Origin of the sequence: Pseudomonas trivialis (assembly GCF_036864995.1) — a bacterium.
GTDB classification, from domain to species: domain Bacteria; phylum Pseudomonadota; class Gammaproteobacteria; order Pseudomonadales; family Pseudomonadaceae; genus Aquipseudomonas; species Aquipseudomonas trivialis.
Genome location: NZ_CP142151.1, coordinates 106,150 through 120,474 on the forward strand (window position 1 = coordinate 106,150; position 14,325 = coordinate 120,474).

The following is a 14,325-nucleotide window of genomic DNA, read 5'->3' on the forward strand; positions in this document are numbered from 1 at the left end:
GCCGCGCGGTGAGTGAGTCGGTAGGATTATAGAGTGCTGAACAGCGGAAAAATCCCCATCAGCAATGCGGCGAACATTATGCACAGGCATACCAGCACTGCCCACTTCAGGGTAAAGCGCTGGTGATCGCCGAATTCGATACCGGCCAGGGCCACCAGCAGGTATGTCGAGGGTACCAGCGGGCTGAGCAAGTGCACCGGTTGGCCAACGATCGAGGCGCGGGCCATTTCCACGGCGGTGATGCCGTAGTGGCTGGCGGCTTCGGCGAGTACGGGCAGCACGCCATAGTAGAACGCGTCGTTGGACATGAAGAACGTGAACGGCATGCTCACCAGCGCGGTGATCACCGCAAGGTAAGGGCCCATCGCTTCCGGGATGACCGCCAGCAGGCTCTTGGACATGGCGTCGACCATGCCGGTGCCCGACAGGATGCCGGTGAAGATACCGGCGGCGAAGATCAACCCGACCACCGCCAATACGCTGCCGGCATGGGCGGCGACGCGGTCTTTCTGTTGTTGCAGGCACGGGTAGTTGACGATCATGGCGATACTGAACGCCACCATGAACAGCACCGGCAGCGGCAACAGGCCGGCGATCAGTGTGCACATCAGGCCCAGGGTCAGCGCGCCGTTGAACCAGATCAGCTTGGGACGGCGGGCGTCGGGGAATTGCGACACGCTGATGTCGCTGTGGTCGATGTCGTCGCCCTGCAGGTGCAACTCACCCAGGCGTGCACGTTCGCGCTTGCCGTACATGTAGGCGATCACTAGGATTGCCACTATGCCGGCGGCCATCGCGGGAATCATGGGTACGAAGATGTCGGACGGGTCCACATGCAGCGCGCTGGCGGCACGGGCGGTCGGGCCACCCCAGGGGGTCATGTTCATCACACCACCGGCGAGGATGATCAGGCCGGCCATGATCCGCGGGCTCATGCCGATGCGTTTGTACAGCGGCAGCATGGCCGCCACGCAGATCATGTAGGTGGTGGCGCCGTCACCGTCGAGTGACACAACCAACGCCAGCACGGCGGTGCCGACGGACACTTTCAGCGGGTCGCCCTTGACCATCTTGAGGATCTTGCGCACGGCCGGGTCGAACAGGCCGGAGTCGATCATCAGGGCAAAGTAGAGGATGGCGAACATCAGCATCACGCCGGTCGGCGCAAGCTTGGTGATGCCTTCGAGCATCATCGGGCCGATCTTCGGTGCGAAGCCGCCGAACAGCGCAAACAGGATCGGCACGATGATCAAGGCGATCAGCGCGGACAGGCGCTTGGTCATGATCAGGAACATGAACGTGATGACCATGGCGAAGCCAAGGAAAGTCAGCATAGGGATACTCCAGGCGTAGCGCGGCTAGGGAATGGCGAACCGGTTGGGGTCAGCGCAGAACGAAAGGCACGAGGCGTACGGGGGGAGTGAGGGCAAGCAGGCGTTTACTAGCGGACATCAGGGATCACCATTGTTGTTGTTAACAGTCGGTCTGTTGCCGACAGTGAAGGCGATCCTAGACGCGTAAGCTTTCAGCCAGCTTTCGCCGGGGAAACGGGGGACACACGGTAAAAAGTTTCAGGCTGCTTGAATTTATATAGCTGGCTTTATGTGGGAGGGAGCAAGCCCCTTCCCCATTTGGACTGTGGTGCAACACAGGTCTACGGCAGTTCGAGGCCGCCGGCGGCTTTGTGGAGACTGCGCAGATGCTCGCCGACTTGCTTGAGATTCGCCTCGCATGCGGCGATCTCGGCGGCGCGGGATGGCTCCAGCAGCGCCCTTACCTCTTTATCCAGCTCGCCGGTCAGCGATTGCAGTTGTTTCTGGCGTTCGGCGCTCTCCGATTCCAGACGCTTGGCTTCCGACGGCTGCGGCAGACCGTAACCGCTGCTGCCGAGCAGCTCCGCCGGGCGGCTGAGGAAGCCGCTGTTGGCGAGGATCTGTTGCAGCGTTGCGTTGGCCTTCTCCATACCACCGTTCTTCAACTCGCGGGCACCGAGGTAGCGTTGTTTGACTTCATCCTGAGCCAGCATCAACTGTCTGCGAAAGCTGGCCTGCTCCAGCAGCAGCAGCGCGGCGCTGGTGCGCAGGTCGGCCTGGTCGAACCATTGACGGCGCTCCTGGGCACTCAGCGACAGCCAGTCTTCGACCTCGGTCTGCTTGATCGGCAGGTATTTGCGCAGCACATCGAACATCGCCTGGTAGCGCTCACGGAACGAGTCGAAGTGATAACCCAGGCGCAGCGCCTTGCGTTTGTCGTCCAGGACGCTAGTGTCCGCCAGGCCCCGGGCTTGCAGCACTTCGAGCAGGCCATTGGGGGTGATGTTGTCCAGCCCGGTCAGTTGCGGGTTGGCGCTGCCGCTGCGCAACAGCTTGAGGCTTTCGACGGCGCAGTTGTTGGAGATGAAGAAGTAGTTGCCGTCGTAGCTCCAGTGCATCTCGGCGGCGTGTTCGACGGTGTCGTTGATCTCCTGGCGCGACAGCTTCAACGGTACAGAGGCCAGGCCGCGCAGCTCGGTTTTGGTGTATTCGTCGATTACCTGGGCCAGCGGCAGCACGAACAGGCGTGACGGGTACTTGCCCACCAGGCCGTCCCAGCTCGACAGTTGGACGTCACCGACGAATGCGCGGTAGGACAACACCAGATGCTGGTCCAGGTCCAGCCGACAATCCGGGCCACGAGGGCGCCCGGGGGCGCAGATCACCAGACGCAACATGCTATGGCCCCAGCGGCTGACCAGGTTCTGGTTGGCTTCGGCAAGCAGGTAGTCGATTTCGTAGACACGCTCGGGATCGACGTGGCCCAGTGGCGTTTTGGCAAAGTCATTGCCGGCGTTGAGGAAGGCATAGGTCTTTTCGCAGGCGTCCTGCTGGGGGGCGCCCAGCCGAAATGTTCCTTGTAATAGCGGAACAGCGAAGGGCGACGGCAGGCGTAGCTCGGATCGAGGAGGAAGTACTCCATGTTGACCGCCACGAACTCCAGCGGGCTGGTGGTTTCGTAGATGTCCGGGCTGCGCGCGATCTGGCGGTTGTGCTGTTCGCGTTCGCCGCGACGGCCCACATATTGCGGCCAGCCGGCGATGTCCAGCAGGCGTGGATCATCGCTGAGGGTGAAGCGGCGGTTGTTCTGACCACGGCATTGGTCGGGCAGGCCGATCAGGCCGGTGATGCTGTTCTGGCGGCTGCAGCGGTTGATCAGTGCGCGGTCGTCTTTGGACCACAGGCGCGCACGGTCATAGATGTGGGTCAGTTCATGCAGCACGGTGGCGAGCATTTCCCGACGTACGGTGCCGTGGGGGCGATGGGTCTTCTGGGTGGCTGCGCTGCCATCGGTGAGGCTGGCGAGCAGGTTGCGGTTGAGGTCCAGCTCGGACACCAGCGAGGCCTGGCCGTAAGCGTTTTCGGGCATCTGGTCGGTCCAGCCGACATCGATGCGGCGGTCCAGTTGCTCGATAAAACGGGGCGGCAAGGCGCGCATTGCCTCATCGAGCAGCGCCTGGCTGGCCTGCTGTTCGGCGGGGCTTAGGCCTTCGGTCTTGAGCCGCAGTTGCAGGCTGGCCTGGGCTGCGCCGCTACACAGCAGCACAGTCCCGGCCAAGAGCCAGGCGAGCAGGCGCCTCACAGAGCGAGAATAGCTTCGGCGAGGGTCTGGTCAGTGGCGTCGCGGGCTTCGGGCACGCGGGTGCGCAGGGTGTCGAAGGCAGCTTCAAGTTGTGCGCCACGGATCTCGCCATTGGTGGCGACGAAACTGGCGGCATCATCGTGGGCTTCACGCACGACTTTGGAGTCGCGGATGGAGGTGGTGGTGTCCGAGGTGAAATCGATGGTGCGCGCTGAGGCACGGACGACGATGTTACTGGTGGCCTTGAGGGTTTGCGCCTGGGCGACATCCGCCAGGAACAGCAGGCCGAGGACGGCGACGATCAGCGGGCTACGCATGGAATGGCTCCAGAATATTAAGATGATGATTGGACGAGAATTGCCTGCGCCAGTTCACGGTCGCTTGCATGAAGTTTTGGCCGGGTGCGGCGCAGGTAATCCAGCGCAGACTCCAGGCGTGCGCCCCGCCATTGGCCGTCAGTGGCAATGAAAGCGGCAGCATCATCCCGTGCGGCCAGTACTCTTTTTCTGTCGAAGGGGGCAGACGTCACCTTGCTGGTGGCGTACACGCTGACGACGGTGCTCTGCACGGTCACGTCAAAGGCCGAAGCCAACGGTGACCAACCAGTGCACATCAACACGGCAACAGTGAACAGGCGGTAAGAAAAAGCCATGGGACTCGACGCTTGAAAACGAGCGCCAAGGCTAGCGCAATGCCCCGGCGAGAGCCAGCGCAGCGGCGTTTGGGAGCGGCTGGCGCTCCCTTTTCCTACACCGCGGTTATCAGATGGCCAGGATCGCCTGGGCCAGCTGTGCATCGGTTGCAGTATTGAGCTGCGGCGCCTGTTGGCGGATCTGCGCCAGGGCGCTCTCCAGCTTCACGCCACGGATAGCACCTTCACTGGCCACAAAACTGGCGGCGTCGTCACGGGCGGCGCGTACGACTTTGTTGTCGCGCAGCGAGGACGTGGCGTCGGAGGTTGCATCGGATGTGGCTTTCAGCGCGCCGACGATGGAGTCGGTGGTGACGATAAAGCTGCTGGCGTGAGCATTGGCGGCCACAACGAGAAGCGTGGCAGCGCTCAACAGGCGAAGACGGGACATGGGGTAACTCCTGTGGATGAACAATCAAGGTGGCGCAGGACATCTGCGCTGTGGGCGATGTTGCCATTGAGCAATCAGACGTCAGCTCTGCACGGTTCGCCACGCAGTAGCGGGATATTAGGCTGCGGCTTGAGTGTTCGGGTAACTTTATATCGCCGCTTGAATTGTACTGGTGATGTATGGATTTATAGAAACTGTACTGCTTTCGAAGTAAATCGCTTTCAAATCCAAACCCCCGAATACAACAAAGCCCGCCTCCGGTCTCCCGGGGCGGGCTTTGTTTTGACAAATCAGATTGCTGGCGTTGGACCCGGAAGGTCAGGGCCAGCGAGCGCCAATCAGCGCCAGAACGGCTTGCTCAGCTCTTCGTAGCGTTGAGCTTCGCTGATACCTGCGTCAGCCAGCAGACGCGAATCCAGACGAGCCAGTTGATGGCGGCTGGAGATGCGGCGCTGCCACAACATCAGGTTGGCGAGAACGCGCAAAGGCATGGAAGCCTGGTTGTTTACAGCTTTTTCTTCGAAGAACAGTTCGGAACTGAGTGTACGTTCCATGATTGCATCCTTCCGCTTATGGCGGGATTAGGTAGTGGTTTAACTGATGCCAATGATCCTCCTCGGGCGCAAGACTCTCCAGATACAGTTCACCTGTATTGTGAGGGCCCAGTTAACTGTTTAAGAGTGCTGTACTGTACGGAAATGGGGCAACTGTACCTGTCTGCACTGAAACAGTGCGAAATAAGTAATTTCGACGCAATGCGTAGGATATTTCGGTAGGAAGTGACCAGTACAGCAGTACAGTTTTTTACATAAGTGCGGGCGTTGGCTGCGAGCTGAGCAAACTGTGTTTGCATCAGCTCGATCTGTATCCATCACGCCTTGAGCATATGCCCGGTTTCTTCCAGGTTAATGTGCCAGCTCAGTGCTTCGCGCAGGATGTGCGGCGTGTGCCCGCCAATAGCGCAGGCAGCTTCGAAATAGCGGTTGAGGGCATCGCGGTACGCCGGGTGCACGCAGTTGTCGATGATCACCCGCGCCCGTTCCCGTGGCGCCAGGCCTCGCAGGTCGGCCAGGTCGACTTCGGTCACAAGGATATCGACGTCATGCTCGGTGTGGTCCACATGGCTGACCATCGGCACCACACTGGAAATCGCGCCATCCTTGGCAATCGACTTGGTGACGAAGATCGCCAGATGCGCATTGCGCGCGAAGTCGCCGGAGCCGCCGATGCCGTTCATCATGCGCGTGCCGCAAACGTGGGTGGAGTTGACGTTGCCGTAGATGTCGAACTCCAGCGCCGTGTTGATACCGATAATACCCAGGCGCCGCACCACTTCTGGGTGATTGGAAATTTCCTGTGGACGCAGTACCAGCTTGTCCTTGTAGTGTTCCAGGTTGCCGAATACGTCTGCATTGCGACGTTCCGACAACGTGATGGAGCTGCCGGAGGCGAAGCTCAGCTTGCCGGCGTCGATCAGGTCGAATGTCGAATCCTGCAACACTTCCGAATACATGGTGAGTTCTTCGAACGGCGATTCGATCAGGCCGCACATCACCGCGTTGGCGATGTTGCCGATGCCGGCCTGCAGCGGGCCGAGCCTGTTGGTCATGCGCCCGGCGTCGACTTCCTGCCTGAGGAAGTTGATCAGGTGATCGGCGATGCCCTGGGTGTCGCTGTCCGGTGGCGTCACGGTCGAAGCCGAATCCGCCTGATTGGTGATGACGATGGCGACGATCTTTTCCGGTGGGATCGGGATCGCGGTACTGCCAATGCGATCGTCGACATTCACCAGCGGGATCGGTGTGCGGGTCGGTCGGTAAGTCGGGATATAAATGTCGTGCAACCCTTCCAGATTCGGGTTGTGCGCCAGGTTGATCTCGACGATCACCTGTTTGGCGAAAATCGCAAAGCTGGCCGAGTTGCCGACCGACGTGGTGGGCACGATATGCCCCTGCTCGGTGATGGCGATCGCTTCGATCACGGCAATGTCCGGCAACTTGAGCTGGTTGTTGCGCAGTTGCTCGACGGTTTCCGACAGGTGCTGATCGATGAACATCACTTGGCCGGCGTTAATCGCCTTGCGCAGGGTGCTGTCGACCTGGAACGGCATGCGGCGGGACAGCACACCGGCTTCGGTCAATTGCTTGTCCAGGTCGTTGCCCAGGCTGGCGCCGGTCATCAGGGTGATTTTCAGCGGTGAAATTCTGGCGCGTTCGGCCAGGGCGTGGGGCACGGCCTTTGCTTCGCCGGCGCGGGTGAAGCCGCTCATGCCGACGGTCATGCCGTCCTCGATCAGTGCGGCGGCGTCGGCCGCGCTCATGACCTTGTTCATCAATGAAGGCAAGCGGATACGATCACGGTACATGGATAGTTATCTCGGGCTACGGAGGCAAGGTGCGCAGTTTAGTCATTTCAAAAAGTTTCGGCGCGCTACCATGGTCGCATGCCAAGCCTTGATTTAGAGCCTTTGGTCGGTTTTATCCGCGCATTAAAAAACCCCAGCCTACGACAGGCCGGGGTTTGGTGTGTTGCGCTGGAGCAGGTTATTCGACGGCCTTCACCATATCTTCAATGACTTTTTTAGCATCACCAAAGACCATCATGGTCTTGTCGAGGTAAAACAGTTCGTTGTCCAGGCCGGCATAGCCGCTGGCCATCGAGCGCTTGTTGACGATGATGGTCTTGGCCTTGAACGCCTCGAGGATTGGCATGCCGGCAATCGGCGAGTTTGGGTCGTTCTTGGCGGCCGGGTTGACCACGTCGTTTGCGCCTAGCACCAGCACCACGTCGGCCTGGCCGAACTCGGAGTTGATGTCCTCCATCTCGAACACCTGGTCGTAAGGCACTTCCGCCTCGGCCAGCAGTACGTTCATGTGCCCTGGCATACGGCCGGCCACGGGGTGGATCGCGTATTTCACGGTGACGCCGCGGTGGGTGAGCTTCTCAGTCAGTTCCTTGAGAGCATGCTGCGCGCGTGCCACGGCCAGGCCGTAGCCTGGGACGATGATCACGGTGTCGGCATTGGTCAGCAGGAAGGTCGCGTCGTCGGCCGAGCCGGATTTCACCGGGCGCGCTTCTTTCGACCCTGCCGCCGCACCGGCATCCGGCGCATTGCCGAAACCTCCGAGCAGCACATTAAAGAAGGAACGGTTCATGGCCTTGCACATGATGTACGACAGGATCGCGCCACTGGAGCCGACCAGCGAGCCGGCGATGATCAGCATCGAGTTGTTCAGCGAAAAGCCGATGCCCGCCGCAGCCCAGCCGGAATAGCTGTTGAGCATCGACACCACCACCGGCATGTCGGCACCGCCGATGGGGATGATGATCAGCACGCCCAGTACAAACGCCAGGGCCAGCATCAGCGCAAAGGCCGTGAGGTTGCCAGTGAACATGAACAGCAGGCCCAAGCCTAGTGTTGTCAGACCGAGCACGAGGTTCAGCTTATGCTGACCCGCGAACTGTACTGGTGCGCCCTGAAACAGGCGGAACTTGTACTTGCCCGACAGCTTGCCGAAAGCGATCACCGAACCGGAAAAGGTGATGGCGCCGATGGCTGCGCCGAGGAACAGTTCCAGGCGGTTACCGGCAGGGATCGCGTCACCCAGCTGTTTGACGATACCCAGCGATTGCGGCTCGACCACGGCGGCAATCGCGATAAATACCGCAGCCAGGCCGATCATGCTGTGCATGAACGCCACCAGCTCCGGCATCTTGGTCATTTCCACGCGCTTGGCCATGATCGAGCCGGCGGTGCCGCCGATCAGCAGGCCGACGATCACGTAGCCGATGCCGGCCGTCGCGAGTTCAGCGCCGAGCTTATAGATGAGGCCCACGGTGGTCAGCACCGCCAGCGCCATGCCCAGCATGCCGAACAGGTTGCCACGTCGCGACGTGGTGGGGTGCGACAGGCCTTTGAGGGCCTGGATGAAACAGATCGACGCGATCAGGTAGAGCGTCGTCACCAGATTCATGCTCATTATTTCTGCACCTCTTCTTTAACCTTGGGCGCTTTCTTCTTGAACATCTCAAGCATCCTGCGGGTGACCAGGAAACCGCCGAACACATTCACCGCTGCGAGGGCAACGGCCAGGGTGCCCATGGTCTTGCCCAGCGGGGTAACCGTAAGTGCGGCGGCAAGCATGGCGCCGACAATCACGATCGCCGAGATCGCGTTGGTCACGGCCATCAACGGCGTGTGCAGCGCGGGGGTGACGTTCCAAACCACGTGATAGCCGACATAAATCGCCAGCACAAAGATGATCAGGTTGTAGATACCCGGGGAGATAAGCTCTTCCATTGTCTGAATCCCTGCTTAGGCGTTTTTGCGGATGACTTGGCCGTCGCGGCACATCAGGCACGCGGCGACGATGTCGTCTTCGAGGTTGATTTCAAACTGCCCTTCCCTGGTGAACACCAGCTTCAGGAAGTCCAGCAGGTTGCGCGCGTACAGGGCCGAGGCGTCGGCGGCCACGGCGCCGGCGAGGTTGGTCGGACCGCAGATGATCACGCCGTTTTCCACGACGACCTGATCAGCGACGGTCAGTGGGCAGTTGCCACCCTGGGCGGCGGCGAGATCGATGACCACCGAGCCAGGCTTCATCTGCGCAACGGTCTCGGCGCTGAGCAGGGTCGGCGCCTTGCGGCCAGGGATCAAAGCGGTGGTGATGACAATATCGGCCTGTTTGGCACGTTCATGCACGGCCAGTGCCTGGCGTTGCATCCAACTGGCTGGCATAGGGCGTGCGTAACCGCCGACACCGACCGCGCATTCGCGTTCTTCATCAGTTTCGTAGGGCACGTCAACAAACTTGGCACCGAGGGACTCGATCTGTTCTTTTACTGCCGGGCGCACGTCGGACGCTTCGATCACCGCACCCAGGCGTTTCGCTGTGGCGATGGCCTGCAGGCCTGCGACGCCGGCGCCAAGAATCAACACGCGCGCCGCTTTCACGGTGCCTGCGGCAGTCATCAGCATCGGCATGAAGCGCGGATAGTGGTGCGCGGCCAGCAACACGGCCTTGTAACCGGCAATGTTGGCCTGGGAGGACAGCACATCGAGGCTTTGGGCGCGTGACGTACGCGGCGCCGCTTCGAGGGCGAAGGCAGTGATGCCATGCCCGGCGAGCCTGGCGATGGTTTCGTTGCTGAACGGGTTGAGCATGCCCACCAGGACGGTGCCACTTTTGATCAGCGCCAGTTCGCTGTCGCTGGGTGCCACGACCTTGAGAATCAACTCAGCGCCAAAGGCATCGTTGGCACTGCCAATGGTTGCGCCGGCCGTTTCATAGGCGCTGTCGACGATGCTGGCCTTGGTGCCTGCTCCGCTTTGTACCGTGACCTTGTGGCCCTGGCCGATCAGCTTCTTGATGGTTTCCGGGGTGGCAGCCACCCGCGTTTCACCGGTCTGGGTTTCGAGAGGAACACCAATGTGCACGTCAAATCTCCTGCATGATCTTTTTGCTTTTGATCTTTTTGTAAAAAGGCCAGTGCACCGCGAGTGGCGCAACTGGGGCGGCCGATCAGCACGACCCCGCAGAAATGACAGCGGGGCGCGGCATTTTGCAGGCGAACTTTACGGCCTTCAAGGGATTATGACGGGTGACGAATAATTAACTACAAGTCACCGTGTGACTGATTGTCGCAACGTTATGAATTAACCTGTTTAACATCAGTTAGTTAGACTGATAACAGTGTTTATAGCGTGTTTTTTCATCGATGCCATGAAACGTCGTGCATTGAACAGTGAGAGTCGCTGAAGCTCTTGGAAACAGTGGCGTTCAGTCTTCTTTGGACAGGCAGATGCAGTCGGTTTAATTGCGACATATAAATATATATGTAGGGCTATAAATTATCTGACTACAGGGTCAACAAATTGCTTTTTCCTTTAAACGCCTGGGCTGTAGCGCCGTGACTGCTCAATCAGCCAGTCTCTGAAAGCGTGTAATGAGGCGGATCCCACCTTTCTCTCGGGAATCATGAGGAAATAAGCTTTAGTGCTGCTCAGCGCTTCAGGATTGGCGATCACCAATCGCTGTTCTTCAAGCTCTCGCTGGATAAGGAAAGGCGGAATCAGGGCGATGCCCATGTCATGCATGGCTGCCTGGGACAGCATCGAGAACAGTTCGTAACGGGGGCCAGTCATGTCGCGAGGTACATTCAGCTGTTGGGCGTTGAACCACTGGCGCCAGGCATAAGGGCGCGTGGTCTGTTGCAGCAGCGGCAGTTCCGCTATTTCCTGCGGACTGAAATGCCTGCGCGTGCCGAGCAGTCCTGGACTACACACAGGCACGGGGTTTTCGCCCATCAACCTGTGGGATTCGGTACCGGACCAGTCGGCGTCGCCAAAGTAGATGGCCGCGTCGAATTCCGTGTCGGCAAAAAGGAAGGGGCGCGTGCGGTTGGTCAGGTTGACGGTGACTTCCGGGTGCCAGTGCTGGAAGTCCTTGAGGCGGGGAATCAGCCATTGCGTACCAAAAGTCGGCACAACGGCCAGCTCGATGACATTGGTGCCCTGCTGGCCCATCACCGACAGGGTATCGCGTTCCACGGCATCCAATTGCGTGGCCACTCGGCGGCTATAGGACAGCCCGGCTTCCGTTAACTTGACGCCGCGTCGCGAGCGACGAAACAGCTCGACACTCAAAAACTCCTCAAGGCTGGCAATCTGTCGACAAATGGCGCCCTGGGTAATGGAAAGCTCAAGGGCCGCCTTGGTAAAGCTCTCGTGACGGGCCGCGGCTTCGAAACTGACGAGGGCGGTGGTGCTGGGGATTTTTCTGCGCATGTACCGTGCTCTCACATCAAAGGCGCGTCTGCGGCGATATCGAGTATTACGAAGTGACAAATTATCACAAGGCTATGCGGAAACCTCGTTTGCCGTCTCCTCTTGGCCGACCTACGCTGCATGCACGACTTCTGAATCTCTCACCGAGGACTTATTCATGGCTGGCAAGGCAAGCTTCAACTGGATCGATCCGCTGCTGCTGGATCAGCAGCTCACCGAAGAGGAGCGCATGGTGCGCGACACTGCCGAGCAATTCGCGCAGGACAAGCTGGCGCCGCGCGTTCTTGAAGCCTTCCGCCATGAAAAGACCGACCCTGCCATCTTCCGTGAAATGGGCGAAACCGGATTGCTCGGTGCAATGATTCCTGAGCAATACGGTGGCAGCGGTTTGAATTACGTCAGCTACGGGTTGATTGCTCGCGAAGTGGAGCGTGTCGATTCGGGTTATCGCTCGATGATGAGTGTGCAATCGTCACTGGTCATGGTGCCGATCAATGAGTTCGGCACGGAGGCGCAGAAACAGAAGTACCTGCCGAAGCTGGCGTCCGGCGAGTGGATCGGCTGTTTTGGCCTGACGGAACCTGACCATGGTTCCGACCCTGGCGCGATGATTACCCGTGCACGCAAAGTGGACGGCGGCTATAGCCTGACCGGCGCCAAGATGTGGATCACCAATAGCCCGATCGCGGATGTGTTCGTAGTGTGGGGCAAGGACGATGCCGGTGATATCCGTGGATTTGTATTGGAGAAAGGCTGGAAGGGCCTGAGTGCTCCGGCGATTCATGGCAAGGTGGGGCTTCGTGCGTCCATCACCGGTGAGATCGTGATGGAAAACGTATTTGTGCCGGAAGAGAACATTTTCCCCGACGTGCGCGGTTTGAAAGGGCCTTTCACGTGCCTCAACTCGGCGCGCTACGGAATTTCGTGGGGCGCGTTGGGTGCTGCGGAATTCTGTTGGCACACCGCTCGCCAATACACCCTTGATCGCCAGCAGTTCGGGCGACCGTTGGCCGCCACCCAGTTGATTCAGAAGAAGCTGGCCGACATGCAGACCGAAATCACCCTGGCCTTGCAAGGCTGCCTGCGTCTGGGGCGGATGAAAGACGAGGGCACGGCTGCGGTCGAGATCACATCGATCATGAAGCGCAACTCGTGCGGCAAGTCCCTGGATATCGCGCGTATGGCGCGGGACATGTTGGGCGGCAACGGGATCTCTGATGAGTTCGGGGTGGCGCGTCACCTGGTCAACCTTGAGGTGGTCAACACCTATGAAGGCACCCACGATGTGCACGCTCTGATTCTTGGGCGTGCGCAAACCGGTCTCCAGGCTTTCTATTAATAGGAGCATGGGCATGGGCGCGCTTTCGCATTTACGGGTACTGGATTTATCGCGAGTGCTTGCAGGCCCTTGGGCTGGGCAGATTCTTGCGGACCTTGGGGCTGAGGTGATCAAGGTTGAGCGGCCGGGTAAGGGTGATGACACCCGCGCATGGGGGCCTCCGTTCCTTAAGGACGCATACGGCGAGAATACGAGTGAGGCGGCGTATTACCTGTCAGCTAACCGCAATAAGGAGTCGGTGACCATCGACTTCACCCGACCGGAGGGGCAGAAGCTGGTGCGTGAGCTGGCGGCCAAGTCCGACATTCTGATCGAGAATTTCAAGGTGGGTGGCCTTGCCGCGTATGGACTGGATTATGAGTCGCTCAGGACGATCAACCCGGAGCTGATCTATTGCTCGATTACGGGGTTTGGTCAGACGGGGCCGTATGCGTCGCGTGCGGGCTATGACTTCATGATCCAGGGGTTGGGTGGACTCATGAGCCTGACCGGCCGGCCCGAGTGTGATGAGGGGGCGGGACCGGTGAAGGTTGGTGTGGCGTTGACGGACATTCTGACGGGGCTTTACTCAAGCGTGGCGATCCTGGCGGCGCTGGCGCACCGCGACCATGACGGTGGCGGGCAGCATATCGATATGGCGTTACTGGATGTGCAGGTGGCTTGCCTGGCCAACCAGGCGATGAATTACCTGACCACAGGTGTTTCGCCCAAACGCTTGGGTAATGCTCATCCGAACATCGTGCCGTATCAGGATTTTCCCACGGCCGACGGCGATTTTATCCTGACGGTGGGTAATGACGGGCAGTTTCGAAAGTTTGCTGAAGCTGCCGGGCAGTCGCAGTGGGCGGATGATGCGCGTTTCGCCACTAACCAGATGCGGGTGGCCAACCGAGCGCAGTTGATCCCGCTGATTCGCCAGGTCACCGTTTTCAAGACGACAGCCGAGTGGGTGTCATTGTTGGAGCGTGTCGGTGTTCCTTGCGGGCCGATCAATGATCTTGCGCAGGTGTTTGCCGATCCGCAGGTCAAGTCGCGTGGTCTGGCGATGGAGTTGCCTCACGTGCTGGCGGGAAGAGTGCCTCAGGTTGCCAGCCCGATGCGGCTGTCCAAGACGCCTGTTGAATATCGTAGCCCCCCACCTCTATTAGGGGAGCATACGGTCCAGGTGCTGCAGGCTCTGTTGGGGCTGAGTCCTGAGAAAGTCGCTGTGCTGAGAGGGGCTGGAGTTATCTGACCTTTATCTTCTATATAGAAGAGTGGGGGGTTGATGATTTTTTAATCAATCTCAACTAATTGATAGGGAATGCAAACTTAGGGGTTGACGGCAGATTCTGGAAGTCTATAATTCGCCCCACTTCCGGCGCAGTCGAAACGGAAAACTCCTTGGTAAACAAGTAGTTATGCAAGTTTCGACAGCGAGTTGCTTCAGTTCATCGAAGTCCAGAAGGAGTTGATAGTGCGGTGTTGTTTGGCGCTATTAACGTTTCGATCTTCTCGGTCGA

At 59.4% G+C, this 14,325-nt stretch carries 12 protein-coding genes and 1 pseudogene; 2 read left to right on the forward strand and 11 right to left on the reverse strand.

Annotation, left to right across the window (positions count from 1 at the left end; genetic code table 11):
• Positions 1-26: 26 nt before the first annotated feature.
• From VRB54_RS00520 to VRB54_RS00570, 11 genes and pseudogenes are all read right to left on the reverse strand, one after another.
• The gene (locus tag VRB54_RS00520; RefSeq protein ID WP_338479118.1) at positions 27-1,334 is read right to left on the reverse strand and encodes a CitMHS family transporter; all 1,308 of its coding nucleotides are present in this window, start codon (positions 1,332-1,334) and stop codon (positions 27-29) included.
• A 320-nt stretch (positions 1,335-1,654) separates the two neighbouring features.
• Positions 1,655-3,615, reverse strand: a pseudogene (locus VRB54_RS00525) (DUF4105 domain-containing protein).
• Positions 3,612-3,932 carry a DUF2388 domain-containing protein gene (locus VRB54_RS00530; protein ID WP_338479119.1) on the reverse strand — a complete coding sequence of 107 codons (321 nt, stop codon included), beginning with the start codon at positions 3,930-3,932 and terminating at the stop codon, positions 3,612-3,614. Before VRB54_RS00530 ends, VRB54_RS00525 begins: the two are co-directional and overlap by 4 nt.
• Positions 3,933-3,949: 17 nt before the next feature.
• On the reverse strand, positions 3,950-4,267 hold the full coding sequence (locus VRB54_RS00535; protein ID WP_338479120.1) for a DUF2388 domain-containing protein: 318 nt from the start codon (positions 4,265-4,267) through the stop codon (positions 3,950-3,952).
• A gap of 109 nt (positions 4,268-4,376) precedes the next feature.
• On the reverse strand, positions 4,377-4,697 hold the full coding sequence (locus VRB54_RS00540; protein WP_057006161.1) for a DUF2388 domain-containing protein: 321 nt from the start codon (positions 4,695-4,697) through the stop codon (positions 4,377-4,379).
• 338 nt (positions 4,698-5,035) lie between these two features.
• Positions 5,036-5,251: a DUF1127 domain-containing protein gene (locus tag VRB54_RS00545; RefSeq protein WP_003233780.1), complete on the reverse strand. Its 216-nt coding sequence runs from the start codon at positions 5,249-5,251 to the stop codon at positions 5,036-5,038.
• 317 nt (positions 5,252-5,568) lie between these two features.
• Entirely contained in the window at positions 5,569-7,062 is a 1,494-nt protein-coding gene (locus VRB54_RS00550) for an acetyl-CoA hydrolase/transferase family protein (protein WP_338479121.1), read from the reverse strand.
• A 178-nt stretch (positions 7,063-7,240) separates the two neighbouring features.
• Positions 7,241-8,677 (reverse strand): NAD(P)(+) transhydrogenase (Re/Si-specific) subunit beta, encoded by a 1,437-nt coding sequence (locus VRB54_RS00555; protein ID WP_338479122.1) that lies wholly within the window; start codon positions 8,675-8,677, stop codon positions 7,241-7,243.
• Positions 8,677-8,997 (reverse strand): NAD(P) transhydrogenase subunit alpha, encoded by a 321-nt coding sequence (locus VRB54_RS00560; protein WP_025854291.1) that lies wholly within the window; start codon positions 8,995-8,997, stop codon positions 8,677-8,679. Before VRB54_RS00560 ends, VRB54_RS00555 begins: the two co-directional genes overlap by 1 nt.
• A 15-nt stretch (positions 8,998-9,012) precedes the next feature.
• Positions 9,013-10,134 (reverse strand): Re/Si-specific NAD(P)(+) transhydrogenase subunit alpha, encoded by a 1,122-nt coding sequence (locus VRB54_RS00565; RefSeq protein ID WP_338479123.1) that lies wholly within the window; start codon positions 10,132-10,134, stop codon positions 9,013-9,015.
• 450 nt (positions 10,135-10,584) lie between these two features.
• Positions 10,585-11,484, reverse strand: coding sequence for a LysR family transcriptional regulator (locus VRB54_RS00570; RefSeq protein ID WP_338479124.1), 900 nt, complete (start codon positions 11,482-11,484; stop codon positions 10,585-10,587).
• 157 nt (positions 11,485-11,641) lie between these two features.
• On the opposite strand from VRB54_RS00570, the gene VRB54_RS00575 reads away from it, so the two are divergent.
• Positions 11,642-12,823, forward strand: a complete 1,182-nt coding sequence (locus VRB54_RS00575) for an acyl-CoA dehydrogenase (RefSeq protein ID WP_003233792.1) — start codon at positions 11,642-11,644, stop codon at positions 12,821-12,823.
• Positions 12,824-12,836: 13 nt separating this feature from the next.
• Positions 12,837-14,057: a CaiB/BaiF CoA-transferase family protein gene (locus VRB54_RS00580; RefSeq protein ID WP_338479125.1), complete on the forward strand. Its 1,221-nt coding sequence runs from the start codon at positions 12,837-12,839 to the stop codon at positions 14,055-14,057.
• The last annotated feature ends 268 nt before the right edge of the window (positions 14,058-14,325 follow it).

What these genes read in the sequence shown, in the direction of transcription:
- VRB54_RS00520 (WP_338479118.1), bottom strand. Translation starts at nt 1,334, where the DNA reads ATGCTGACTTTCCTTGGCTTCGCCATGGTCATCACGTTCATGTTCCTG.
- VRB54_RS00530 (WP_338479119.1), bottom strand. Translation starts at nt 3,932, where the DNA reads ATGCGTAGCCCGCTGATCGTCGCCGTCCTCGGCCTGCTGTTCCTGGCG.
- VRB54_RS00535 (WP_338479120.1), bottom strand. Translation starts at nt 4,267, where the DNA reads ATGGCTTTTTCTTACCGCCTGTTCACTGTTGCCGTGTTGATGTGCACT.
- VRB54_RS00540 (WP_057006161.1), bottom strand. Translation starts at nt 4,697, where the DNA reads ATGTCCCGTCTTCGCCTGTTGAGCGCTGCCACGCTTCTCGTTGTGGCC.
- VRB54_RS00545 (WP_003233780.1), bottom strand. Translation starts at nt 5,251, where the DNA reads ATGGAACGTACACTCAGTTCCGAACTGTTCTTCGAAGAAAAAGCTGTA.
- VRB54_RS00550 (WP_338479121.1), bottom strand. Translation starts at nt 7,062, where the DNA reads ATGTACCGTGATCGTATCCGCTTGCCTTCATTGATGAACAAGGTCATG.
- VRB54_RS00555 (WP_338479122.1), bottom strand. Translation starts at nt 8,677, where the DNA reads ATGAGCATGAATCTGGTGACGACGCTCTACCTGATCGCGTCGATCTGT.
- VRB54_RS00560 (WP_025854291.1), bottom strand. Translation starts at nt 8,997, where the DNA reads ATGGAAGAGCTTATCTCCCCGGGTATCTACAACCTGATCATCTTTGTG.
- VRB54_RS00570 (WP_338479124.1), bottom strand. Translation starts at nt 11,484, where the DNA reads ATGCGCAGAAAAATCCCCAGCACCACCGCCCTCGTCAGTTTCGAAGCC.
- VRB54_RS00575 (WP_003233792.1), top strand. Translation starts at nt 11,642, where the DNA reads ATGGCTGGCAAGGCAAGCTTCAACTGGATCGATCCGCTGCTGCTGGAT.
- VRB54_RS00580 (WP_338479125.1), top strand. Translation starts at nt 12,837, where the DNA reads ATGGGCGCGCTTTCGCATTTACGGGTACTGGATTTATCGCGAGTGCTT.